Raw genomic sequence first — 22,888 nt, 5'->3', positions numbered from 1 at the left:
GAGGATATTATGAGTAAACGTACATACCAACCAAGCAAAAAACGTCGCGCTAAAAAACACGGTTTCCGTGCTAGAATGAAAACGTCTAAAGGTAAAAAGGTATTATCTCGCCGTAGAGCAAAAGGCCGCAAAAAATTAACAGTTAAACGTGGCGGAAAGTAATTCTAAAGTCTTTCCTATAAAGCTGTCCTCTGAATTCACTGAAATTACGAAAAATGGTCGCAAGGTAAGAGCTTCCTCTTACCTGACTTTAATTTTATTGGATTCAAAGGATGAACACGCGTATTTCGGCATAACAGTTTCAAAAAAAGTAGGCTCCGCCGTAGTACGAAATAAGCTAAAGAGATGGGTGCGTAACTGTGTACGATCTGCAGGCTGGAGTACAAAATATAAATCCAAAAAAGTTGTGTTCATGTTCCGAGCACAGCCCGAAGGTTTTTACAAAAAACTCGAATACAGCAACTTCGTCGCAGCAGTTATGGCTTAGCCAGGCTTTAAGCAGGGCATTTATCTATTTAGTGAAATTTTACCAGGCAACATTTTCATACTTTTTAGGTGGAAATTGCCGGTTCTATCCCAGCTGTTCGCATTATGCGGTGGAAAGCTTTCAGACACACTCTTTCTTAAGAGCCCTTAAACTTACAATTATCAGACTACTTAAATGTCATCCGTTTCACCCGCATAAAGGGTTTGATCCGGTACCCAAGACATAAATAAGGACAACGAATGAATCAAAAACAAGAAACTCCCTTCGGTAATCCTAGATTTTTAATGGCTTTAGCCATCACTTTTTTCGGATTATGGGGCTGGCAGTATTATTTAAGTAAAAAATTCCCGCAACCGCCGCCGGGATCACAGGCTGCGGCAGTCAGCGCAACGACTACAGTTACACCTACTGCGACACAAGCGACTCCGGCCGCATCTGCTGCTGTGGCAGCGACAACGGCGCCGGCTGTTGAAGAAGAAAAAACCTTCGATTACGAAGACGAAAATGTAAAATTCCAGGTTTCTTCTAACGGTTTAGGTATTAAGAATTTTACTCTTAAAAAGTACACCGACAGAAAAGGTGCAAACATTCAGTTTGCCTCTGTAGAGCCGCAGGCCGAGCTTTCAGTCAACAATCAAAGAATTAATTTCACTATGGCGCAGGCCAGTTCGCCGAATCTGCCGGAAGATATTCATTTTCATGGCGTTGCGACCGTAGACGGCAAAAAAGTTTCGCGCTCATTAAGATACAAAAAAGACACCATGTCTTTTGAATCAGAAACCGAATTTGATGCGGGCTTTGAAACTTTATCTATTAAGTTATTTCAAAAACATCAGCAGCCCGAAAGCACAAGCTTCTTAACTCCGAGTTTTGAAAAGCAGGATTTCGTTTGGATTGAAGCCGGCTCTACGAACAGCGAGAGCATTGCCGGGCTTAAAGAAAATGAGGCTTTCTTAAAAGCTGCTCCTGCAGCGACTATGGCATCAGTCGGTACTCAGTATTTTACAGCAGCGGCCTTAAACCGCGCTGACATCGTGCCGAGTGTTTCGAATAAAGTCGAAAACAACATGGCTTCAGTTGACGTTATTTATAACTTAAAAAATTCAAGCTTAAATAAAATTTCGCAGGTGATTTACCTCGGCCCGAAAGAGACCAACGCTCTAGCAAAAATCGACAAACAATTAACTGAAACACTAAATTACGGCATGTTCGGGTTTATCTCGGCAGTTTTGATGAAATTAATGGTGTTTTTATACGGAATTTTCGGCAACTGGGGCTTAGCAATTATCGCTTTAACGTTAGTTGTGCGCGCAGTGCTTTTACCGTTTAACGTGATGTCGTTCAGATCAGCGCAAGCGATGCAAAAAGTTAAACCTAAACTTGATGCTATCCGCGAAAGATATAAAGACGATCCAATGCGCATGAACAAAGAGACGATGGCGGTGATGAAAGAAAACAACGCCAATCCGTTATCGGGCTGTTTACCGATGTTAATCCAGATTCCGATTTTCTTCGCACTTTGGAGCGCCATCGGCTCAAGCATCGAAATCTATCAACAGCCATTTTTTGGCTGGATTAAAGATTTAAGCTACCACGATCCGTTATTTGTGTTTCCGATTTTGATGGGTATTACAATGTACTTCCAGCAAAAAATGACACCGACCACGATGGATCCGACACAGGCAAAAATTTTAAATTTTATGCCGATTTTATTTACGTTATTTATGTTAACTTTACCGAGCGGCTTAACACTGTACAATTTTGTGAGTGCGCTATTCGGTGTGGTTCAACAATATTTTTTATTAAAAGAAACTAAAAACAACAGCCCGGCAGTGGCGTAGTTATAGAGGGGTATAGTTATGGCAGGATTTTTCTCAAAACTTTTTGGCGGCGGTAAAAAATCAGATATCGATGCAGTTGTAGAAGCAACTTTATCAGGAATCTTAGAAAAAGGCGGATTCGATTTAGAGTACAATTTAAATATCTCTAAAAAAGATGAAGTCACCGAAATCAAAATTGATTTTTCTGGTAATGACGAAGAGTTGTTAAAGGACCACAAAGGTCAGTTATTAGACGCTTTTCAGTTAATCATCAAACGCGTTACCCAACACAACTTTCCAGATGTGCAAACTAACGTACTGGTTGATTGCGGCGGTTACCGCGAAGAATCGGAAGCTGCTCTTATCGAGCGCGCTGAGCACCTAAAGACAATCGCTATCGAACAGGGTAAATCGGTTTATTACCGTGCCTTACCTCCGAAAGAGCGCAAAGTTGTTCACCAGTATTTAGCACAGGATGCGCGCGTTAAAAGCCGTTCACTTGGTGATGGTCTATACAAAAAAATCAAAATTTTTCCGGTTAAGAATCAAGGCGCTGGAGCTGACGAAGCTGCAATGTCTGATGAAGGATAGTTTGCATGTTCGATGCTAGTCGCGAAACAAAGACTATTTGTGCATTAGCATCGGCAACCGGTACCGCGGCCATTTCAGTCATCAGACTGAGTGGTCCGGACTCATACAGCATCATTCAAAAAGCCTGCAAGAGTTTGGCGGCAAAAAAGATCGAATCGCACCGAGTTTATCTTGCAAAATTTTTCAATAAAAATCATGAAGTGATTGATCAGGTTGTTGTTACAGCTTTTGATCAGGGTAAATCGTATACTGGCGAAGAGACCATCGAGATTTCTTCACATGGTTCTCCACATATCACAAAAAAAATCCTTGAAGCGTTAATTGAATACGGCGCGGTGACGGCCGAAAAAGGTGAGTTTACATACCGTGCGTTTATGAACGACCGATTAGATCTGGTGCAGGCCGAGGCCGTATTGGCGTTGATCGAGTCACAATCAGACAGCGCATTAAGAATGTCGCTGCGTCAGCTTGAAGGCAAGGTCTCTGACAAGTTTAAAGCGTTAGAAGATAAACTGACTTGGTGTTTAGCGCATATCGAAGCTTCGATTGATTTTTCGACTGAAGGTATTGATGTGGTCGACCCGCAGGTTTTGATTCAGAAGCTTAAAGAGCTAAAGGCAGAGTTGGATGTTTTAACAAACTCCTACAGCCAGGGTAAAATTCTAAAAGACGGCATCAAACTAGTTTTGGCCGGTTTACCTAACGTGGGTAAATCAAGTTTACTTAATAACCTGGTTCTGGATGAAAAAGCCATTGTGACTGATATCGCCGGCACCACGCGTGACGTGGTCGAAGGGTCGACGTTTTACAACGGTATTAAATTTAATATCTCAGATACAGCCGGTCTTCGTGAAACTACCGATATCGTCGAAAATATCGGCGTCCAACGGTCCTTAAAAGAGATCGAAAGCGGCGACTTAACCCTTTTTGTGTTTGATAGCAGTTTAGGCCTCCAGCAGGGCGATCTTGAGCGTTTTCGCATGGTGAAGGGAAACGCCTTGGTCCTGGCAAATAAAGCTGATAAAATCAATCCTGTAAAGCCGTCGGAAATTAAGCAAAAATTACAGGATTTAGGCGGGGGCCCGCGGGTTATCGACGTGCTTCCGGTTTCAGCCCTTGATGTTAAGGCCCGCGATACGATATTACATCGGGTAAGCACCATCATGGGATCTGAGAAGTTTAGCGATGAATCTGTCATTTCATCGGCTCGCCAGTTTGAACTTTCTAATACGGCAATGCAGTTGATTGATCAGTCGATCGGCGAATTAGAAAATCAAATGGGTAGTGAGTTTGTCGCTCAGACTCTTAAGAATGCCTTGCTGGCGCTGCAAAAAATCTTAGGAAGATATTTTGACGATCAAATTATGGATCGTGTTTTTAAAGAATTCTGCTTAGGAAAATAGATAAAGCTAATTAGCGCTTATTTAACAACCCCTAAGCAATAGGGTGTTCATGAAATCTAATTCGTATCAAGTTATTGTTGTCGGCGCAGGTCATGCGGGTATTGAAGCCTGTTTGGTGCCAGCTAAATTAGGATTAAAAACCCTGATGGTGACTACGAATACAGATCGTATCGGTTACATGTCATGTAACCCTTCAATCGGGGGTTTAGCCAAAGGCCACATGGTGCGAGAGATAGATGTGCTTGGCGGGCAAATGGGTGTTGCGGCCGATCAATCTTGTATCCAGTTTAAGAGATTAAACGCCTCTAAAGGCCCAGCCGTTCGTGGTACACGCACGCAGAACGACAAAAAAATCTACTCGCAAATCCAGACGACAGCTTTGTATAACCAGCCGAACTTAGAAGTTATCCAGGGCGAAGTAAAGCGCCTGCTCTTAGAGGGCAGCGAGTGCCGTGGTGTGGTTTTACAAGATGGGTCAGAGATATTTTCTGACCGCGTGATCATTACTGCAGGAACTTTTTTAAATGGTGTAATGCACATCGGTTTAGAACAAACACCTGGCGGTCGTGTTGGCGACGCAGCCTCGGTAGGTCTATCTGATCAATTGCGTGAATTTGGGTTCACTGTTCAGCGCTTAAAAACCGGCACGCCGGCCCGTTTACATAAAGACAGTATTGATTGGAGTAAAACCGAACCGCAGTACGGTGATCCAAAGTTTTATCCCTTTAGTTTCAGATCAAAACGTGAATTCTATCTGCCGCAGGTTCTTTGTTATCTATCACACACCACTGAACAGACGCATGAAATTATTCGCAACAACCTTGATAAATCGCCGATGTACTGCGGAGTCATCGAAGGTGTAGGCCCGCGCTACTGTCCTAGTATTGAAGACAAAGTAACGCGTTTTTATGAAAAGCCGACCCACCAAACTTTCTTAGAGCCAGAAAGTTTAACAAGTGATTTGATTTACCTTCAGGGTATTTCAACCTCGCTTCCTGCGGATGTTCAGGATCAGTTTTTAAAAACGATTCCTGGCTTAGAAAACGTTAAGGTTGTTCGCTATGGTTATGCTGTTGAATACGACTTTATTGAGCCAACCCAGATTCATCATCGCCTTGAAACCCGGCCGATTAAAAACCTGTTTTTAGCCGGGCAGATCAATGGCACCAGCGGTTACGAAGAAGCCGCGGCACAGGGTTTTATTGCTGGGGTAAATGCGGCCCATAGCTTACTTGAAAAAGACGAGTTTATTTTGTCTCGCTCAGAAGCCTATGCCGGCGTACTTATCGACGATTTGGTGACGAAAGGTACGCGCGAGCCGTACCGTATGTTTACTTCGCGCGCCGAGCACCGGTTAGTCTTGCGTGAAGATAATTCGATAGACCGCCTGGCCGAAATCTCTAAAAAAATTGGTTTAGTCTCTGAACAGGAGCTCAATCAGCTGATGGCGATCAAAGATGAGCGCGCAGTGCTGTTAGGCCAGCTACAGGCAACGGTTTTATACCCGAAAAAAGCTGTTAATGATGTAATTGCCGAAATGGGCAGTCAGCCTCTTGTTAAGCCGGTCACCATGGAAGAATTTTTGCGCCGTCCGGAGATTGGCTTTCCGCAGTTGGAAAAGCTGGATTTTCAGGTTTCTTCTAACGAAGTCGTGACTGAAGCCGTTGAAATCGAAGTTAAGTATTCGGGTTATGTGAAAAAGCAGTACGAGATTATCGAACAATCGAAAAAGCTCGAGTCTCTCGAAATTCCACAAGAATTAGTTTTTTCAAGTGTTAAAGGCTTGTCGAATGAAGAGGTTGATAAATTAAATAAAGTAAAACCTCGCACTTTAGGACAGGCGCAAAGAATTTCTGGTGTAAATCCATCCGCAATCCAAGCTATAATGATTTATCTCAAAGGTAATAAATTTTTGTAGTTTGATGGGGATAGTTGGTTGATGAGTTCAGATGTTCAGGTTAATTGGCGTTTAGCAAAATGGTTCCCACAACTTACTAAAGAAGCACTTGAAAAGCTTAGTTTATTCAATCAAGAGTTGATAAAAGCTAACGGCACTTTGAATTTAGTTTCGCAGAAATCGCTTCCCCATGCCGATCTAGTGCATTTTGCGGATTCGCTACTTGCCTTTGAGGCAGTTTATAAAAAAGTTAATAAAAACGAAAGCTTATATGATATTGCATCGGGAAATGGTTTTCCTGGTTTGGTCATTGCTATCGTCTATCCGGATGTAAAAGTAAACCTGGTTGACCCAGACCAACGTCGGTGTGAGTTCATGAAGAAGGTCATTCAGGTTACCGGAATTAAGAATGCATTTGTAATTCCGATGCAGGCAGAAAATTTAGAAGAGGATTCGGTTGTGCAGGCAATTTGCCGCGGCTATACCACCATGGCCAAAGCGTTCATGGCACTACGTAAATCGTTTAAGTCGGGTGCGACGATGTATTTTATGAAAGGCTCAGACTGGCCTGCCGAGATCTCACAGGTGCCAACGCAACTTTGTTCTATTTGGACGCCCGCTCTTTTTCATGAGTATAAATTACCGGTGACAGATACAAACTTCTACGTCGTCGCCGCCAAGAAGAATTAGCCGCTAATTTTGTTATTGCGAGGCCTTTGCGGGCGCGGGCTTGTCGCTTGTTCCACGTGGAACATCCTTGGGCTCTTCGGTTTTTAATGTATCTTTTAGACGCGCGGTCTTCTCGCGAATAAGTTGTAACCTGAGAAGTTCGGCCGCGGCCTCACCCTCTTCGGGCCACTTGCGACCCTCTTTAAGCAAACTCTCTAGGTAGCGGCGCTCAACATAGAGTTTTCTCTCTTCCAGGCGAACTTCATACATGCGCACCTGTTGTGCGGCGTAGGTCTGCGCATTTAATCCTTCGTTGATTCTTTTTTCGTATACAGCACGCTCGCCAGATTGCGGAACGGCTTTTTCAAGATCTAGCTTATTGGTATTGATATAATCATTCACATAGGCAAGTGCCGCTTTAGCCTCGCCCATATCTTTTTCTAGTTGTGCGTATACCGGATCTTTTTTGTGAGGATTGGGGTCGCGCTTATTACAACCCGCCACAATTAGCGAAATCAGCATAAAAAGAAGGAATTTGGTCAGGTTTTGCATATGTTCCACGTAGAACAATCGGATTAAATAGTGCGGCACTAAAGTATTTTCTTGAAAAGAAGTGCTTAGGGCTACAGGATATTCACATTGTTCCACGTAGAACATTTCAATTAGGAGAAAAACATCATGGTTAAGGTCATTTGCGTAGCCAATCAAAAGGGTGGAGTCGGAAAAACCACTACAACAGTGAATTTATCGTCAGCATTAGCCCAATTAGGCAAAAAAGTATTGGTTATCGACATGGATCCACAAGGAAATGCGTCGAGCGGACTGGGAATTAAAAAACACGAGACCGAAGAAAAGAATATTTATCACGTACTGATCGGCGAAAACACTCTGCAAGAGGTGGCTTTTCGCGCCAATCACGACAATTTATTCATCGCCACCGCAAATCCTGACCTGGTGGGCGCCGAAATCGAGCTTGTGGATATGCCACAGCGCGAGTTTCGCTTAAAACAGGCTATCCAAACGGTGGCAAGCCTCTATGATTACGTCTTAATTGACTGTCCACCATCGCTGGGACTACTCACTTTGAACTCATTAGCTGCCGCTAATAGCTTTTTAGTGCCATTACAGTGTGAGTACTACGCCCTCGAGGGCCTTTCACAACTATTAAATACGGCCGGCCTCGTTAAAAGGGGAATTAATCCAAACCTACACATCGAAGGTATTCTTTTAACGATGTTTGATAAGCGTAATAACTTAAGCCACCAGGTGGTTGAAGAAATTAAAACTCACTTTAAAGATAAGGTGTTCGGCGTGATCATTCCACGCAATGTGCGCTTATCAGAAGCCCCTAGCCATGGCGTATCGATCTTCGGCTACGACCCAAGAAGTATTGGTGCGTTGATGTACCTAGAATTAGGTAAAGAGATCATTTCTAAGCGCAAAACTGAAGCTCTAGAGCAAAACAACGTTCAAAATCAAGAGATCTAACATATGGAAAATTCTACAGAAAATTCAAACAAAAAACGTTTAGGCCGTGGTTTAGGCTCCCTTTTGGGGGGCGCTACCGCCGATATGTCAGCCCCTCCCCAAACGGCTAAAGCCCAGGCGCCGGCCGGTGCGACTACTCAACCAAAGTCTGTGATTAGCCAAGAAGTTAAGCCCGTTGTTGTTGAGAAGGTAGTCGAAAAGATCGTAGAGAAAGTTGTCGAACAAAAAATCGATGAAGACAAAAGAGTATGGCAAATCGCCGTCGATAAATGTGTTCCGGGTCAGTTTCAACCGCGTAAGAAATTTGATAAAGAAGCGCTAAATGAACTCGCTCAATCTATTAAAGAAAACGGCATTTTGCAGCCAATCGTTGTACGCAAACGTCAAGCGGGTGGTTTTGAAATCGTGGCCGGCGAGCGCCGCTGGAGAGCCTCGCAAATTGCGGGTTTACACGAAATTCCAGCGTTAATTAAGACATTTTCGGATCAAGATGCGCTTCAGCTGGCGTTAATCGAAAATATTCAGCGTGAAGATTTAGATCCGGTTGAAGAAGCTGAAAGTTACCAGCGCTTAATGGATGAATTTAATTTGTCACAACAGCAGGTAGCCGAAAAAGTCGGTAAAGAGCGTTCTTCGGTAGCCAATGCCGTTCGTCTATTAGTATTACCGTTTGAAATTAAAAATATGATCGCTGATAAAATCATTTCGGTGGGCCATGCAAAAGTGATTCTATCTGTCGAGGGAAAACAAGAGCAAATGCGCTTGGCAAAAGCTGTTCAAGCCAAAGGCCTATCGGTTCGCGCCCTGGAGCAGATGGTAAAATCCGGTGGGCATAATGAAGAGAATTCTGAAGCTCAGATTAAAGAAATGGATATGCCAGAAAAGCTTGCCCAGCAACTAGCCCAGCAAGTGCAAAAAGTGATCGGCACAAAAACAACGATTAACTATAAAAAGGGTAAGGGCGAGCTAACAATTCACTTCTACTCGGACGAACAACTTAACAGTATCTACGAGAGATTAACCGAATAATGGATCAACTTTCGATATCAGCAATAGTTGAAGAAGGCTGCGCCATCGAAGGGCGTATGTCGTTCAGCGGAACCGCGAAAATATCAGGCCAGTTCAATGGCGAAATATTTTCGCGTGATGAATTAATTATCACTGAAACCGGCTTTGTTAAAGCCGATGTTGAAGTTGGCAGCATTACCGTAAAAGGCACTTTTGAAGGCAATATTACCGCCCACACCAAAGTGATTATGTTGCCACCAGCCCATTTTAGAGGCACCGTGACCGCGCCTAGTCTTAAAATCGAAGAGGGTGTGGTTTTTGAGGGAGCTTCGTACATTCCGAAGACCTAAAACTGCCACAAATCTGCCACCGCTTTAGAATGCGAATTTTTAAAGCGGAAGCTATTTAATTTTCAACTTGCCCTGTAAAAATCCTGTTGGCTCTTAGATCTTGACCTTAAAATCAATAAAATGCTATCCCATGGTGTTTCTTAAGAAATACATAAAGGATAACTATGGAAATTTTCACGAAAATTGGTGAGATCGTTACGCAGATCTTGGTCCAACTTCACGCCAACTACACGGTGTACTATCAGCTTGTTATTTTTATTGTGGCAATTTCGTTTTTAACGATTGTTGTTTACAATCCTTATTTCAAAGCTGCAGACAAACGTTTTCAAAAAACAAAAGGTGCAGATGCGGTTGCAAAAGACGCAGCAGCAGAGGCAAAAAACCTTCAGTTGGTTTATCAAACGAAAGCTCGCGAAGTGAATAATAAAATTCGCGACATCTATGATGCAGAAAAAAATAAAGCGTTAAAAAAATCTGCAGACATCTTGGCGCAAGCAAAAATTCAAGCCGATCAAGCAGCTTCTAGCGCACGTAAAAATATCGATGACCAGATGAAAGCCGCCGATGCAGAGATTGCAAAAATCTCTCAAGACATCGCGCAAACGTTAACAACTAAATTCGAGCAGGGGTTATAAGAATGAAATCATTATTAATCTCAGCAACACTATTATTATCAGTTTTTGCAGTTGCGGCCGGCGGCGGTGGTGACCACGACGTGAACCACATTCCATGGGAAGCTATTCGTAACCAAGCAATCAATGTAGGTATTTTGTTTGCGGCACTGATTTTCATGTTAAGAAAATCTATTCCGGCGGCTTTTCAGGCGCGCCAGGCTTCATTCTTAGAAGAAGCACAAAAAACTGAAGCAGCGTTAAAATTGGCAGAAGCAGAATTAAAAGATATCAAAACCCGCCTTGCTGAACTTGAAAAAAATGAAGCCTCTTCAATTGCTAAAGCAGAAAAAGAAGCAATCATTGCCGCTGAAAAAATCGTGGCTGACTCTCAGGCTCAAGGTAAAAAAATCGTAGACGACACTTCATTGATTATCTCTGCTGAGGTGTTGAAGGCCAAAGCGCTTATCCGCGAAAAAATTATTTCTCAATCAATGGCGATCACAGAGCAGGGCATTAAGGCTTCTGCTGATGCGATCACAAAAAAATCTGAATCTGGATTTTTACAAGATTTAGGACAGGTGAAAGCATGAGTTCGAACAACGTCGTAACAAAATACGCGAAGTCACTGTTTGACGTGACTTACGCAAAGGGTTCTGCGGGCGATGTGGGCCAACAATTAAACGAAGTGGCAAAAGCTTTCACTTCTGATGTTGTTGCGTTTTTTCAAAGCCCGTTCAATACAGCAGAAAACAAACTAACAGTAGCAAAAGCTGCGCTAGAGGGAAAAGTAACTGCAGAGGCATTTAACTTTATCCTTACTTTGGTTCAAAACGAGCGCGTGGCTTTATTAAAAGACATCGCCAAAGAGTTTAGCTCTTTAGTGCAAGCAAGCGCTGGCATTACAAAAGGTAAATTATTTGCCGCTCAAGAAGTTTCAGCAGATTTCTTAAAACAAGTAGAGGCAACGGCTTCAAAAGCTTTAGGTAAAAAAGTTGAGCTTGCTTTCGAAAAAAATCCTAATCTAGTGGCGGGCTTCAAAGTTGAAGTTGCCGGCTGGACAATGGATGATTCAGCTCAAGCCCATTTAAAAATTTTAAAAGATGATTTAATTAAGAGAGGACTATAATTCATGGAAACACAAATCAGAGCCGATGAAATTGGCCGTATTTTAAAGGAACAAATCTCTAAATATAACAAGACGGTTGAAGTTGCCGAAGCAGGAAGCGTTCTTTCTGTTGGTGACGGTGTTGCCCGCGTTTATGGTTTAGAAAACGTAATGGCCGGCGAGTTAGTTGAATTCGCATCAGGCGTTAAAGGTATGGCGTTAAACTTAGAAGCATCTCAAGTGGGTGTGGTTATCTTCGGCGAAGACCGTCAGATTAAAGAAGGCGATACTGTTAAAAGAACTAAACAAATCGTTTCTGTTCCCGTTGGTCCCGAGTTATTAGGCCGCGTAGTTGACGCTTTAGGTAACCCTGTAGATGGCAAAGGTCCTCTTAATGCTAAAGAAACCCGTATCGTTGAATTAAAAGCTCCGGGTATCGTTTACCGTAAATCGGTTCACGAGCCGCTTCAAACTGGTATCAAAGCTATTGATGCCTTAGTACCAATTGGACGTGGTCAACGTGAGTTAATCATCGGTGACCGTCAAACTGGTAAAACAACTATCGCTATCGATACAATCATCAATCAAAAAGGCCAAGGCGTTCACTGCTTCTACGTAGCGATCGGTCAAAAGCAATCTACAGTATCATTAGTTGTTGAAAAATTACGTCAAGCAGGCGCAATGGATTACACAACTGTAATCACAGCTTCAGCTTCTGATCCAGCTCCGATGCAGTTCTTATCAGCTTACTCTGGTACTGCGATGGCTGAATACTTCCGTGATTCTGGCAAACACGCCCTAATCATCTACGATGACTTAACGAAACAAGCTCAGGCGTACCGTCAAATGTCATTATTATTACGTCGTCCTCCTGGACGTGAAGCCTACCCAGGCGACGTATTCTATTTACACAGCCGTTTATTAGAGCGCGCAGCTAAAGTTTCTGACGCAGTTGGTGCTGGTTCATTAACAGCGTTACCGATGATCGAAACACAAGCGGGCGATATCTCTGCCTACATCCCAACAAACGTTATCTCGATCACTGATGGTCAGATCTTCTTAGAATCAGATTTATTCTATAAAGGTATCCGTCCGGCTATCTCTGTAGGTAAATCAGTATCACGTGTTGGTGGTGCGGCTCAGATTAAAGCGATGAAACAAGTTGCCGGTTCTATGAAATTAGAATTAGCTCAGTTCCGCGCACTAGAGGCTTTCGCGGCTTTCGCATCTGACTTAGATAAAGCATCACAAAACCAATTAGCTCGTGGTCGCCGTTTAGTTGAAGTTTTAAAACAAGGTCAATATCAACCAGTTAAAGTTGAAGAACAAACTGCGATGATTTTTGCTGCGGGTAACGGTTTCGTGGATGTAATTCCTGAGACTGACGTTAAACGTTACGAAAAAGAAATGATCGAATTCTTAAAACAAAAATACTCTTCTATCTTGCCAGACATCGTTGCGAAAAAAGCGATCTCTGATGATACGAAAAAAGAGTTATTGAACGCTCTTAACGAATTTAAAGCTGTATTCCAAGCTACTAAGTAATTAGGAAGATAGAATGGCAAGTTTAAAAGACATTCGCATGCGAATTGATTCGACGAAGAATACTCAGCAAATCACGAAAGCGATGAAGCTGGTATCTGCGGCGAAACTGCGTCGTGCGCAACACAACATCACAAATATGAGACCGTATGCGGTAACTTTGAAAAAAGTTATCGCCAACATTACGGCAACTCAGAAAGTGGCGCATCCGTTAATGACGGCAAAAGACTCTGTAAAAAAGGTTCTTTTAGTTGTATTAACTTCTGATCGCGGCCTTTGTGGTGGTTTTAATACTAATATTATCAAGTTCGTCGATAAATACCGTACTGAGCAATCAGCCGGTTTAGAAAAATTAGATTTTATCTTTATCGGTAAACGCGGTGACGACTACTTCGCAAAACGTGGAGTTAAATCTGTTCAAACTTTCTTAAAGTTAGATAAAGATATTTCTTACGATTTAGCAAAAGGTGTCGCTGACAAATTAATCACGCATTACTTAGATGGTAGCTACGATGAAATTCGATTAGTTTATAACGAATTTAAATCAGCGATCTCTCAAGTCGTTGTGGCTGAAAAAATGTTACCAATCGAGGTTGAAGCAACTTCTTTTGATGCAGAGGGCAGCCAGTTTTCTAAAGACATCGTTTTTGATCCGTCTCCGGAAGCGATCGTTGGAGAGCTTTTGAAAAAGCACTTTAACTTATCGGTTTACAGAGCCATGTCTGAATCGGTCGCGTCTGAGCATGGTGCTCGTATGTCGGCGATGGAAAACGCAACTAACAATGCAAAAGAGATGATTAACAAATTAACTCTGACGTACAACAAAGCTCGTCAAGAAAAGATCACTACAGAGTTAACTGAGATCGTATCTGGTGCGGAAGCACTTAAATAATTTTTGAAAGTATAAATTTAAAGAGGAAATAAATATGATTAAAGGTAAAGTTAAACAGGTTACGGGAGCGGTTGTTGACGTTGAATTTGACGGCGCAGAACTACCACCAATCAACGGCGCATTACGCGTAACAAACAAATTCATCTCTGATAAAGCATTCAACTTAGTATTAGAAACAGCTCAGCACTTAGGTGACAACACTGTGCGTACAATCTCTATGGACTCTACTGAAGGTTTAGTTCGTGGCGCAGAAGTACAATACACGGGTAACATGATCACAGCTCCTGTAGGCCGCGAAGTATTAGGCCGTATCATCAACGTAGTTGGTGAACCAATCGACGAAGCTGGTCCTGTAACTGCAAAAGAACAATGGCCAATTCACAGAGCGGCTCCGAAGTTCGAAGACCAAGCAACTTCTGCTGAGATGTTAATGACTGGTATCAAAGTCGTAGACTTATTAGCTCCTTACGTAAAAGGTGGTAAAATCGGTTTATTCGGTGGTGCCGGCGTTGGTAAAACAGTTCTTATCCAAGAATTAATCCGTAACATCGCGACTGAGCACGGTGGTTTCTCTGTATTCGCCGGCGTAGGTGAGCGTACTCGTGAAGGTAATGACTTATGGATGGAAATGAAAGAATCAGGCGTTATCGAAAAAACAGCGCTTGTGTTCGGTCAAATGAATGAACCTCCTGGAGCGCGCGCCCGCGTTGCTTTAACTGGTTTAACAATCGCTGAATATTTCCGTGATGTTGAAAAACAAGACGTTCTTTTCTTCGTAGATAATATTTTCCGTTTCACTCAAGCGGGTGCGGAAGTTTCGGCGTTACTAGGCCGTATCCCTTCTGCCGTAGGTTACCAGCCAAACTTAGCATCTGAAATGGGTGCGATGCAGGAACGTATTACTTCAACTAAAAACGGTTCGATCACGTCAGTACAAGCGGTATACGTACCAGCCGATGACTATACGGATCCAGCTCCAGCAACAACATTTACTCACTTAGATGCGACGACAAACTTAGACCGTGATATCGCGGCGCAAGCGATCTTCCCAGCGGTTCACCCGTTAACGTCGACTTCTCGTATCTTAGATCCTTTGGTTGTGGGCGAAGCGCACTATAAAACAGCACGTGACGTTCAGGCGTTATTACAACGTTATAAAGAGCTACAAGATATCATCGCCATCTTAGGTATGGATGAGTTATCTGAAGAAGATAAATTAGTTGTTCACCGCGCACGCCGTGTACAACGTTTCTTAGCACAACCATTCTTCGTTGCTGAGCAATTTACAAACTTAGCTGGTAAATACGTAGATATTAAAGATACTGTTCGTTCTTTCCGTGAAATCTTAGACGGTAAACACGATGCTTTACCAGAACAAGCTTTCTACATGGTTGGAACTATCGACGAAGCAGTTGAAAAAGCTAAAAAATTAGCGGCAGGCTAATATGTTTAAATTAAACTTATTAACTCCAGAGAAAAAGGTTGTTGTTGATCAAGAGATCACAGAAGCCGTTATCCCGATTTGGTCAGGTGAGGTAGATATCTTACCTGGTCACGTTCCGATGATTGCTAACCTTGGCACTGGGATTTTAAAATTCAAAGTGAAAGAAACTGGTTCGGTGTTTAAAGCCGTTATCAGCTCTGGATACTGCGAAGTAAATCCTGAAGGCGTAAACATCCTGACAGAATCAATTCAGCTAAAAGAAGAGATCTCTGAAGAGGCTGCTAAGGCCAAAGTTGCTGAAGCAAATGCTAAACTGACCAAAGAATCTTTAACTGATGCTCAGTTCGAAGAGACTTTAAAAGAAGTTAAAAAAGCTCAAGAAGGCATTAACTTAGTAAACGAAAACATTCGTCACCACTAAATTAAGACTTTAAATTCTAAAAAGAAAAAACCAAGGTCAAAAGCCTTGGTTTTTTTGTGCCTGAAGTGATATCTCGGCAGCGAACAAGGGCCGGTCGGCCTTTTAACTACGGCAGAAAACCGCTATTTTTATCTGCCGGAGCGATGATGCCGTTTTTTGAAAAACTGATTCCACCACCGCCAAATTGCTGCTGAGTCATATTGTAGATCGTAACTAAGGCACCGGCCTTTTTGTCAATCTCAATACGGTGTGGACCCTTATGCTGGATGAACGAAATAATCTGACCACCGACAAATTCGCCCTTGGCATTGATCTGATAGCGAATCAGCGGCGCTTGTCCAGAGATGCCGTTCGTACTGATGCCCCGGCCAGTTAAAAAATTACCTAAGCTGTAGATAATTAATTTCTTTTTATAGAGCTCGATAGCGCGAGGAACGTGTGGGCCATGCATAATGATAGAATCTGCACCTGCATCAATAGCTGTGCGGGCAAACTTCACCGAATCTCCGCGGTTTTCACCAAGATACATTTCTGTGCCTTCAAGCGAAACCTTCGTGGATCCTTCGCCGCCCACGTGCGAAGAAATCAAAACAATATATCCTTCGTTTTTTAGTTTGCGAATTTCTTCATACACCGGAAGCGGGTTAGTGATACTGCGTTTGCCGGCGTAAAAATCTGTGGCGATTAATGCGATCTTGTGGCCCTTTGCCGAAAGCAAGGCAACTTCACCGGCCTTAGATGAATACTGCAAACCTAATGTAGCCAAGGTTGATTTGGTAGACTGAATTCCTGCCTGGCCGAAATCTTTGACGTGATTATTGGCCAGTGAAATCACATTAAAGCCAGCGTCGACTAGGCGCTGACCCATAACGGTTGGAGTCTTAAACAGATAACGGTTCGGACCCGGTCTTTTACCGTCGGGTTGTGGGTCGCCGTCGAACAAGGTTCCTTCTAAATTTGCGAAACGCACATCAGCAGCCTGAATCCATTGTTTGGCCGGGTCGAATAATCCCAAACCATCATTCGGGGGCAACATGCTCTCGTCGGGATAGTTTGTGCCCATCATCACATCGCCGACAGCGCTGATCATGATATCGTCAGAAGCTGCAATCGCCGCAGAAACTAAAAGTTGCGAAGAAATAAAAGCCGCAAAAAATAATTTTAATTTTGAAGAAGGGGCAAGCATACGACGTCTCCTCGTTACTGCAGAATGGTTTGCGACATTCGTTCCAGCCATAGTCGTCTATATGCGAGATAACAGCTAAAATTCGTATAAGCGATTTACAATGAGACAGCTAAAGTCAGCGTCTAAAAGTTTGACATTGGCAGGATAGACAAAAGTCCTAAAACCTTCGTCTTCATTTTAAGTGAAATTCTGGATATTCTAAACAAACGATCAACAGGCTGCAGAGAATAAAGCTAGAATGAAATAGCTATGAATTCACTCTTAAAAGCATGTCTTCTTGTTGCCGTTTCAAGCGTAAGCTCTTTTGCGTTGGCGCAGGATTATTCCGAGCCACTGGCAGATAATGAAATTATTGTTGAGAGCAAACAGGATTTAACAGAGCCGTATAAAGAACGCCGCAAAGATTTTGGTGCGTTGTTTTCGGTGAATTATGAACGCTATTTTCCGGCAGAACATGTTTCAGTTATTCAAAACAGAACCTACGAAGAAATTTCTGGCGGCGAAGATATCCCGGTCATCGGAGCTGAAATCGGCGTAAAGTATAATTTTTCTTTGGGCTCGCTTTCTGGTCTGTTTGGCTACGGAATGGGAACTTATGCCAATGAAGAACAAAATCTCGATGGCGTGAGCGTTAAAATTACCAAGCTCGGCTTAAATTTTGCCTTAGACAACTTAATGTCTGAACCATGGATTGTGCCGTACGCACAGGGCGGGATTCATCAGATTGACTGGGAAGAAAACAGTTACACCGGAACAGAAAATGTATTTGAAACACTAATTACCAAGCCTAATGCGCACTTTAAGGTTGGTATGCTAGTGCAACTCAACTGGATCGAAAACTGGATTGATCCCACGACAACGGCCGAAGGTTTGCGCTCATCGGGCCTTGAAAATACATACTTAGATATTTTCTACACGAGCTATTCTGCTTACGCAGAGCCAGACCCATTGGTTGGAGCGCTGGGCTCAGACGATGGTGAGGCCAATTTATCTAGTTCGGGCCTTGGCCTGGGACTTAAGCTCGAGTTCTAAAAGGTATAAATGCGAATTTATGTGTTGGCAGCTTTTTTACTGATCTCTGTACAAGATGTGTTTGCCTGTGGCTTGCGCTCACCGGCATCTGATGAGCTGTTGCGTGCGATTGCCGAACAAAGCCAAGCGCCTGCCGATAAGTCTTTACCAAGAGCCATAATCTCTGGGGCGGGATCGCTGTTGATAACCAACGAAAATGGCGAAGAAGTTAAAATCGACAGTAACCTGACACTAGCGGCCGGCATGACTATTGTCGCCAAATCCGGAGCCGCCAAAATTATTCTGCCATCGACCGGTCAGATTATCGAAATGCAGCCACAGACTTCATTAACTGTGGTGCAAATGAATAAATCTGACGAACAAAAAATATGTTCTGTTAGCTTTGCGCAAACAAGCGGTAGCGCGCAGTATACTTCTGACCACCTGGGGCGCGAGCAGCAATGTAAAACCAGCAGCAATGATGTGTTTGAAGTAGTTACGCCGAATGTGGGAATCATACCAGTCGGAACAAAATATAATGTCGATTTAAATCAGGCTATTGCCGAGCTTAACGGCGAAGACTATAGCAGCGAAAATATTGCGGTAGATAAAGGTGCTGTGAAAGTGCGCCTTATCAAATTAAAAAAGAGCCGCAAAAATGTTCAGACTAAAGAAGAAAACGTGGCGGCAGCAGATTACGTGTTTGATGAACAAAAGCAGGTCACTGTTAAAGCAGGAAAAAAAGCGCGCATTAAGAAATCCAAAAAAGACCGTCTGGCCGACATCCAGATTGTTTATCCGGAATAACTACTTACACCAAACTTAATAGATATTGCAGTTCTTCGTAAACACCCGACCAGGTGATATTATTCATGCGAACATTCAAACGCTGATCCGGTGTGATCGAGTATTTTTTATTTTCGCGCATAGCAAGCTGAATCGCGGTTTGTGGTTTTAGTTTGGTCTGCTCGGTAAACACCAGAGAAATATTTTTTAATCCGGCGCTGATATCACGCACCCCTAAGTTTTTGCACTGGCGGCGGATCAGCATAAGTCCCATGAGATTAACCACAGGTTCAGGTAATTCGCCAAACTGATCCTTTAGCTCGTTTTCGATCTGATCTAAATCTTCTTGTGATTTAATATCAGCTAATGCTTTGTAATAACTTAAGCGAATACGGATATCTTTGATGTACACATCAGGAATAAGAGCAGGAATTCGCAGATTAATCTCCGGATCTAATTCCTGATCCGGTGTTGATTCGCCTTTGGCTTCTGCCAGCGCCTCGTTGAGCAGATCCATGTACATTTCATAGCCCACCGAATTAACATGTCCTGACTGATCATCGCCTAAGATATTGCCGGCACCACGCAATTCTAAATCGTACTGCGCAATCTTGATTCCAGAACCTAAAGCCGAATTATCCTGGATGATCTTCAAGCGCTCCTGCGCATCTTTTTCCAAACGTTTGTCTTTTGGCATTAATAGATAGCAGTAAGCACGGGCCTTGCTGCGGCCGACGCGACCACGCAGCTGATACAGTTGTGATAACCCGAACATGTGGGCCTGATCGATAAACATGGTATTGGCGCGCGGCACATCCATGCCGGATTCAACGATGGCGGTACAGATCAGAACATCTATTTCGTGGTTAAAAAACGCAAGCATTGCAGCTTCAAGTTCTTCTTCGTCCATTTGTCCGTGGGCGACTTTCATTCTGGCGTCAGGAACAATTTGTCGCAGCTCATCGGCGATGCCATAAATACTTTGCACGCGGTTATGAATAAAATAAACCTGTCCGCCGCGGGCGATTTCGGCCGCGATGCCCTTGCGGATTAGTTCGGTATCAAATTTTGACACAAATGTTCTGGTCGGCAAGCGGTCGACCGGCGGTGTATTGATAATCGAAAGATCGCGCACGCCGGTAAAACTCATGTTCAGAGTTCTTGGGATCGGTGTTGCAGATAATGTCAAAGTGTCGACATTGGTTTTAAGTTTTTTAACTTTTTCTTTGTGGAGAACGCCGAATTTTTGCTCTTCATCGATAATTAATAAACCCAAATCTTTAAAAACCACATCTTTACTTAATAAACGATGGGTGCCGATCAAGATATCGACCTTACCGTCTTTTAGTTCAGCCAGGGTTTTCTTTTGATCTGCAGTCGAAACAAAGCGGTTTAGCGATCTGATCTCGTAATTAAATCCGGCAAAACGCTTTTTAAAAGTTTCTAAATGCTGAAATGTTAAAACGGTGGTTGGCGCAAGCACGGCCACTTGTTTTTTGTTGGCCACGGCCTGGAAAGCTGCGCGCATTGAAACTTCGGTTTTACCAAAACCCACATCACCACACACCAAGCGGTCCATCGGGTGGTCTGAATGAAAATCTTTTTGGATTTCAGTGATCGCGCGCAACTGATCGTTGGTCTCATCATACGGAAATGCGCGCTCGAACTGGCCGTATTTGATTTCATCTAATGTTAACGGGCTGCGGGTGATTTCGGCGCGTTTGGCATAGAGCTGTAAAAGTTCGGCCGCAATATCGCGCAGATGTTTTTTAACTTTGGTTTTGGTTTTTTCCCAGCCCGGGCCGCCGAGCTTGTCGAGAATAGTCGTTTGAGCTGCGCCGGAAAATTTCTGCAGCTGGCCGACCCGATAAACCGGAAGATAGAGCTTGTCTTTGTCCTTGTAGGCCACCTGAATAAACTCAGACTCGATACCGCCGACATTCATGATTTTTAAACCTTCATAAACACCGATACCATGTTTAACGTGCACGACGAGGTCGTTAGGTTTAAGATCACCGAAACTTAAACGTTTGGCATTCTTAGAAAACTCCTCATATGAGCTTTGTGCCGAAGTCCGCTGCTTGCGACCGAAAAAATCATCAGCGCGCAAGAAAATAATCTGTTCTTCATGGAGCAAAACAGTTTCGCCCAGGTCACGCGGGATCAATACTGCGGGCTGATTGGCCTGATCAAGAAAAGATAGCCATTTATCCCAGTCATAACTTGCCGGACCTGATGCGGGAGCTACTTCAAAACCGACTTCCAGCCGGTCTAACAGGTTTTTCAGGCGATCAAGCTGGGTTTGATTTTTGAAAGAAATAAATATTTTGTATTTATCTTTGCGCCAGGTCTGTAATTTTGGCGCGGCTGCAGAAACCCATTCTGTTGAGCCCGGTGTTTTATTGTAGGCAAGCTGGGTAAACTCAGTCAGAGGGCTTGATTTATATTCAATGCGCTCTTCTGTCAGCGATTCTTCGGTTAAAAACGCCAGGTTTGAAAACTGGATTGTTTGCGAGCCTTCGGGAAATGTAACTTTGTCATAAGAAAAATAGAGCTCATCGATCTCGGGCTTAAATAACGTCGTTTCAGCCGCGCGGTAATCGGCAACGACTTCCTGGTAAAATTCGTCGGCTCTGCGGGCCACCTCGACCGGATCAACTACAATAACATTTAAAGCTGAAGAAAAATGATCCAGCGGTGATGTTAAGCTGTCGTAACTGTAAGGCAATAGGTACTCAGCACCCGGAAATAAAGTTTTCTGGGTTAATTCACGCAACAACTCATCGCGCTCGGCGTGGGCCACCGGACGGTCGCCAAGTTGTTTGCGAAATTTTTTAACGACTGCTTCTAAGTTATCATCGGTTAATTCATATTCAAATACCGGAGCCAAGTTTAGAACGCGAGTTTCGTTTTCACTAAGTTGCGAAATATTAGAAAAATATCTTAGGGTTTCAACCTGATCACCGAACAATTCAAGGCGCACCGGTTTTTCTTCGGCCACGGAAAAAATATCGACGATACCTCCGCGGATTGAATACTGACCACGATCTTCAACAACCGGAGCCGGTTGGTAGCCCAGGTCATGAAAGTATTCGGCCAAGTTTGAAGGCAGTTCGTCGCCGGATTTAATGGCACGACATCTTTTTAAGAAGGCACTGTAAGGAGCTGACTTCTGTTGCAGGGCTGAGATCGGCGCGATAAAAATGTTGTTTTTTTCAGCGTTTGGCTGGTTGGCCCAATATAAAAATTTAGAGCGGTCCCATGAAACCGATGGCGATGGGTAGAGCCCTGAATACGGCTGTACATCGAAATGTTTTAAGATATGACAGTGAAATTCGTTAGAAAAAAAGCTCATTTGTTTGGCAACCAGCTCGGCTTCTTCCAAACTGGAAACTACGACAAGCGTCGGTAAGCCATTGAAATTAGAAGCGAAATGTTGCGACAACAAAAAAGAAATGCCTGCGGTTGATTGCGAACCAACCACATTGAATAACTCTTTCTTTTTGTTGGCCGCGCGAAGAAGAATTTCTTCCAAACGCAGCGGATACTGACTACTCATGAACTAACGATTCCTAAATATGCATCATAATTATATTTCAAAGAGTTCAGATGTTGCCAAAAAAATATTCTTTCGTCACTCGAGAAAAGCGGACAAGACAAACAATGTTTAGGTGGATTTTCAGCTCAATTCAGACGTGAATTTTCATTTGGTTTTTAAGTGAACGCTTTGTATAACTAAGTAGTTAAAACTATTACGTAAAAAAACAAAAACGACAAGGAGGCAAGATGCCTTTAGGTGGGATCATTTTTATCACGCTTTTTATCGCGGTGTTTGGGGTAATTTTAATTTACCTAGCACGCTGGACGGGCGGCCGCGCAAAACGTACAAGCGCAGCTAAAATGGAAATCTATGAGTGTGGTATTCCAGAACAAGAAAAAAAGGATACTAAAATTTCTGTTAAATTCTATTTAACGGCGATCCTGTTTATTCTTTTCGATATTGAGATCATCTTCATGTATCCGTGGGCAGTGGGCTTTAAAGAGTTTATCGCTTCAGGTGCCGGCCCTTTTGTTTTTGGATCGATGGCGATTTTCTTAGCGATCTTCATCTTCGGTCTTTGGTGGGAAATCAAATCTAAAGCTCTTGAGTGGGACTAGGAAAAGGAAACTGATT

At 43.2% G+C, this 22,888-nt stretch carries 24 protein-coding genes; 21 read left to right on the top strand and 3 right to left on the bottom strand.

Annotation, left to right across the window (positions count from 1 at the left end):
* The first annotated feature begins 9 nt into the window (after positions 1-9).
* Genes rpmH through AC04MM_RS05075 form a run of 8 tightly spaced genes read left to right on the top strand, consistent with a single transcriptional unit; the run spans position 10 to position 6,888 of the window.
* Positions 10-162, top strand: a complete 153-nt coding sequence (gene rpmH, locus AC04MM_RS05110; RefSeq protein ID WP_475379248.1) for a 50S ribosomal protein L34 — start codon at positions 10-12, stop codon at positions 160-162.
* Positions 149-487: a ribonuclease P protein component gene (gene rnpA, locus AC04MM_RS05105; RefSeq protein ID WP_475379247.1), complete on the top strand. Its 339-nt coding sequence runs from the start codon at positions 149-151 to the stop codon at positions 485-487. The genes rpmH and rnpA overlap by 14 nt, the downstream gene beginning before the upstream one ends.
* A gap of 22 nt (positions 488-509) precedes the next feature.
* Positions 510-713, top strand: coding sequence for a membrane protein insertion efficiency factor YidD (yidD, locus tag AC04MM_RS05100; RefSeq protein ID WP_475379333.1), 204 nt, complete (start codon positions 510-512; stop codon positions 711-713).
* Positions 714-726: 13 nt separating this feature from the next.
* A complete protein-coding gene (gene yidC, locus AC04MM_RS05095) occupies positions 727-2,328 on the top strand; it encodes a membrane protein insertase YidC (RefSeq protein WP_475379246.1) in 1,602 nt (533 codons plus the stop codon).
* Between the two features lie 18 nt (positions 2,329-2,346).
* Positions 2,347-2,898, top strand: coding sequence for a Jag family protein (locus AC04MM_RS05090; protein ID WP_475379245.1), 552 nt, complete (start codon positions 2,347-2,349; stop codon positions 2,896-2,898).
* 5 nt (positions 2,899-2,903) lie between these two features.
* Positions 2,904-4,301 carry a tRNA uridine-5-carboxymethylaminomethyl(34) synthesis GTPase MnmE gene (gene mnmE / locus AC04MM_RS05085; protein ID WP_475379244.1) on the top strand — a complete coding sequence of 466 codons (1,398 nt, stop codon included), beginning with the start codon at positions 2,904-2,906 and terminating at the stop codon, positions 4,299-4,301.
* A 49-nt stretch (positions 4,302-4,350) separates the two neighbouring features.
* Entirely contained in the window at positions 4,351-6,219 is a 1,869-nt protein-coding gene (mnmG, locus tag AC04MM_RS05080; RefSeq protein ID WP_475379243.1) for a tRNA uridine-5-carboxymethylaminomethyl(34) synthesis enzyme MnmG, read from the top strand.
* A 21-nt stretch (positions 6,220-6,240) separates the two neighbouring features.
* Positions 6,241-6,888, top strand: coding sequence for a 16S rRNA (guanine(527)-N(7))-methyltransferase RsmG (locus tag AC04MM_RS05075; RefSeq protein WP_475379242.1), 648 nt, complete (start codon positions 6,241-6,243; stop codon positions 6,886-6,888).
* A 12-nt stretch (positions 6,889-6,900) separates the two neighbouring features.
* Here AC04MM_RS05075 and AC04MM_RS05070 read toward each other — a convergent pair whose 3' ends face one another.
* On the bottom strand, positions 6,901-7,419 hold the full coding sequence (locus AC04MM_RS05070; RefSeq protein WP_475379241.1) for a hypothetical protein: 519 nt from the start codon (positions 7,417-7,419) through the stop codon (positions 6,901-6,903).
* Between the two features lie 126 nt (positions 7,420-7,545).
* Between AC04MM_RS05070 and AC04MM_RS05065 the strand changes: the two genes are divergently transcribed.
* The 10 genes from AC04MM_RS05065 (at position 7,546) to atpC (ending at position 15,731) form a co-directional block, all read left to right on the top strand.
* Positions 7,546-8,355 (top strand): ParA family protein, encoded by an 810-nt coding sequence (locus tag AC04MM_RS05065; protein WP_475379240.1) that lies wholly within the window; start codon positions 7,546-7,548, stop codon positions 8,353-8,355.
* 3 nt (positions 8,356-8,358) lie between these two features.
* Entirely contained in the window at positions 8,359-9,384 is a 1,026-nt protein-coding gene (locus tag AC04MM_RS05060; protein ID WP_475379239.1) for a ParB/RepB/Spo0J family partition protein, read from the top strand.
* Positions 9,384-9,713: a bactofilin family protein gene (locus AC04MM_RS05055; protein ID WP_409478628.1), complete on the top strand. Its 330-nt coding sequence runs from the start codon at positions 9,384-9,386 to the stop codon at positions 9,711-9,713. Before AC04MM_RS05060 ends, AC04MM_RS05055 begins: the two co-directional genes overlap by 1 nt.
* Before the next feature lie 164 nt (positions 9,714-9,877).
* Positions 9,878-10,348, top strand: coding sequence for a F0F1 ATP synthase subunit B family protein (locus tag AC04MM_RS05050; RefSeq protein ID WP_475379238.1), 471 nt, complete (start codon positions 9,878-9,880; stop codon positions 10,346-10,348).
* 2 nt (positions 10,349-10,350) lie between these two features.
* Complete coding sequence (locus AC04MM_RS05045; RefSeq protein WP_475379237.1) at positions 10,351-10,917, top strand: ATP synthase F0 subunit B; 567 nt, start codon at positions 10,351-10,353, stop codon at positions 10,915-10,917.
* The gene (gene atpH, locus AC04MM_RS05040; RefSeq protein ID WP_475379236.1) at positions 10,914-11,453 is read left to right on the top strand and encodes an ATP synthase F1 subunit delta; all 540 of its coding nucleotides are present in this window, start codon (positions 10,914-10,916) and stop codon (positions 11,451-11,453) included. The genes AC04MM_RS05045 and atpH overlap by 4 nt, the downstream gene beginning before the upstream one ends.
* 3 nt (positions 11,454-11,456) lie before the next feature.
* Entirely contained in the window at positions 11,457-12,977 is a 1,521-nt protein-coding gene (gene atpA / locus AC04MM_RS05035; protein WP_475379235.1) for a F0F1 ATP synthase subunit alpha, read from the top strand.
* A 13-nt stretch (positions 12,978-12,990) separates the two neighbouring features.
* Positions 12,991-13,866 (top strand): ATP synthase F1 subunit gamma, encoded by an 876-nt coding sequence (gene atpG, locus AC04MM_RS05030; RefSeq protein WP_475379234.1) that lies wholly within the window; start codon positions 12,991-12,993, stop codon positions 13,864-13,866.
* 34 nt (positions 13,867-13,900) lie between these two features.
* The gene (gene atpD, locus AC04MM_RS05025) at positions 13,901-15,310 is read left to right on the top strand and encodes a F0F1 ATP synthase subunit beta (RefSeq protein ID WP_475379233.1); all 1,410 of its coding nucleotides are present in this window, start codon (positions 13,901-13,903) and stop codon (positions 15,308-15,310) included.
* A gap of 1 nt (position 15,311) precedes the next feature.
* Positions 15,312-15,731, top strand: a complete 420-nt coding sequence (gene atpC / locus AC04MM_RS05020; RefSeq protein ID WP_475379232.1) for an ATP synthase F1 subunit epsilon — start codon at positions 15,312-15,314, stop codon at positions 15,729-15,731.
* 106 nt (positions 15,732-15,837) lie between these two features.
* On the opposite strand, the gene AC04MM_RS05015 is transcribed toward atpC, so the two are convergent.
* Complete coding sequence (locus AC04MM_RS05015; RefSeq protein ID WP_475379231.1) at positions 15,838-16,917, bottom strand: CapA family protein; 1,080 nt, start codon at positions 16,915-16,917, stop codon at positions 15,838-15,840.
* Positions 16,918-17,166: 249 nt separating this feature from the next.
* On the opposite strand from AC04MM_RS05015, the gene AC04MM_RS05010 reads away from it, so the two are divergent.
* Complete coding sequence (locus tag AC04MM_RS05010) at positions 17,167-17,949, top strand: hypothetical protein (RefSeq protein ID WP_475379230.1); 783 nt, start codon at positions 17,167-17,169, stop codon at positions 17,947-17,949.
* Positions 17,950-17,958: 9 nt separating this feature from the next.
* Positions 17,959-18,735 carry a hypothetical protein gene (locus tag AC04MM_RS05005; protein ID WP_475379229.1) on the top strand — a complete coding sequence of 259 codons (777 nt, stop codon included), beginning with the start codon at positions 17,959-17,961 and terminating at the stop codon, positions 18,733-18,735.
* Between the two features lie 4 nt (positions 18,736-18,739).
* Here AC04MM_RS05005 and mfd read toward each other — a convergent pair whose 3' ends face one another.
* A complete protein-coding gene (mfd, locus tag AC04MM_RS05000) occupies positions 18,740-22,273 on the bottom strand; it encodes a transcription-repair coupling factor (protein WP_475379228.1) in 3,534 nt (1,177 codons plus the stop codon).
* A 227-nt stretch (positions 22,274-22,500) separates the two neighbouring features.
* On the opposite strand from mfd, the gene AC04MM_RS04995 reads away from it, so the two are divergent.
* A complete protein-coding gene (locus tag AC04MM_RS04995; protein WP_475379227.1) occupies positions 22,501-22,872 on the top strand; it encodes an NADH-quinone oxidoreductase subunit A in 372 nt (123 codons plus the stop codon).
* The last annotated feature ends 16 nt before the right edge of the window (positions 22,873-22,888 follow it).

The sequence above is a fragment of the Bdellovibrio sp. SBM16 genome, from assembly GCF_056175625.1.
The sequence above is the reverse complement of the archived record's forward strand: the minus strand, read 5'-3'. Positions and strand labels throughout refer to the sequence as shown.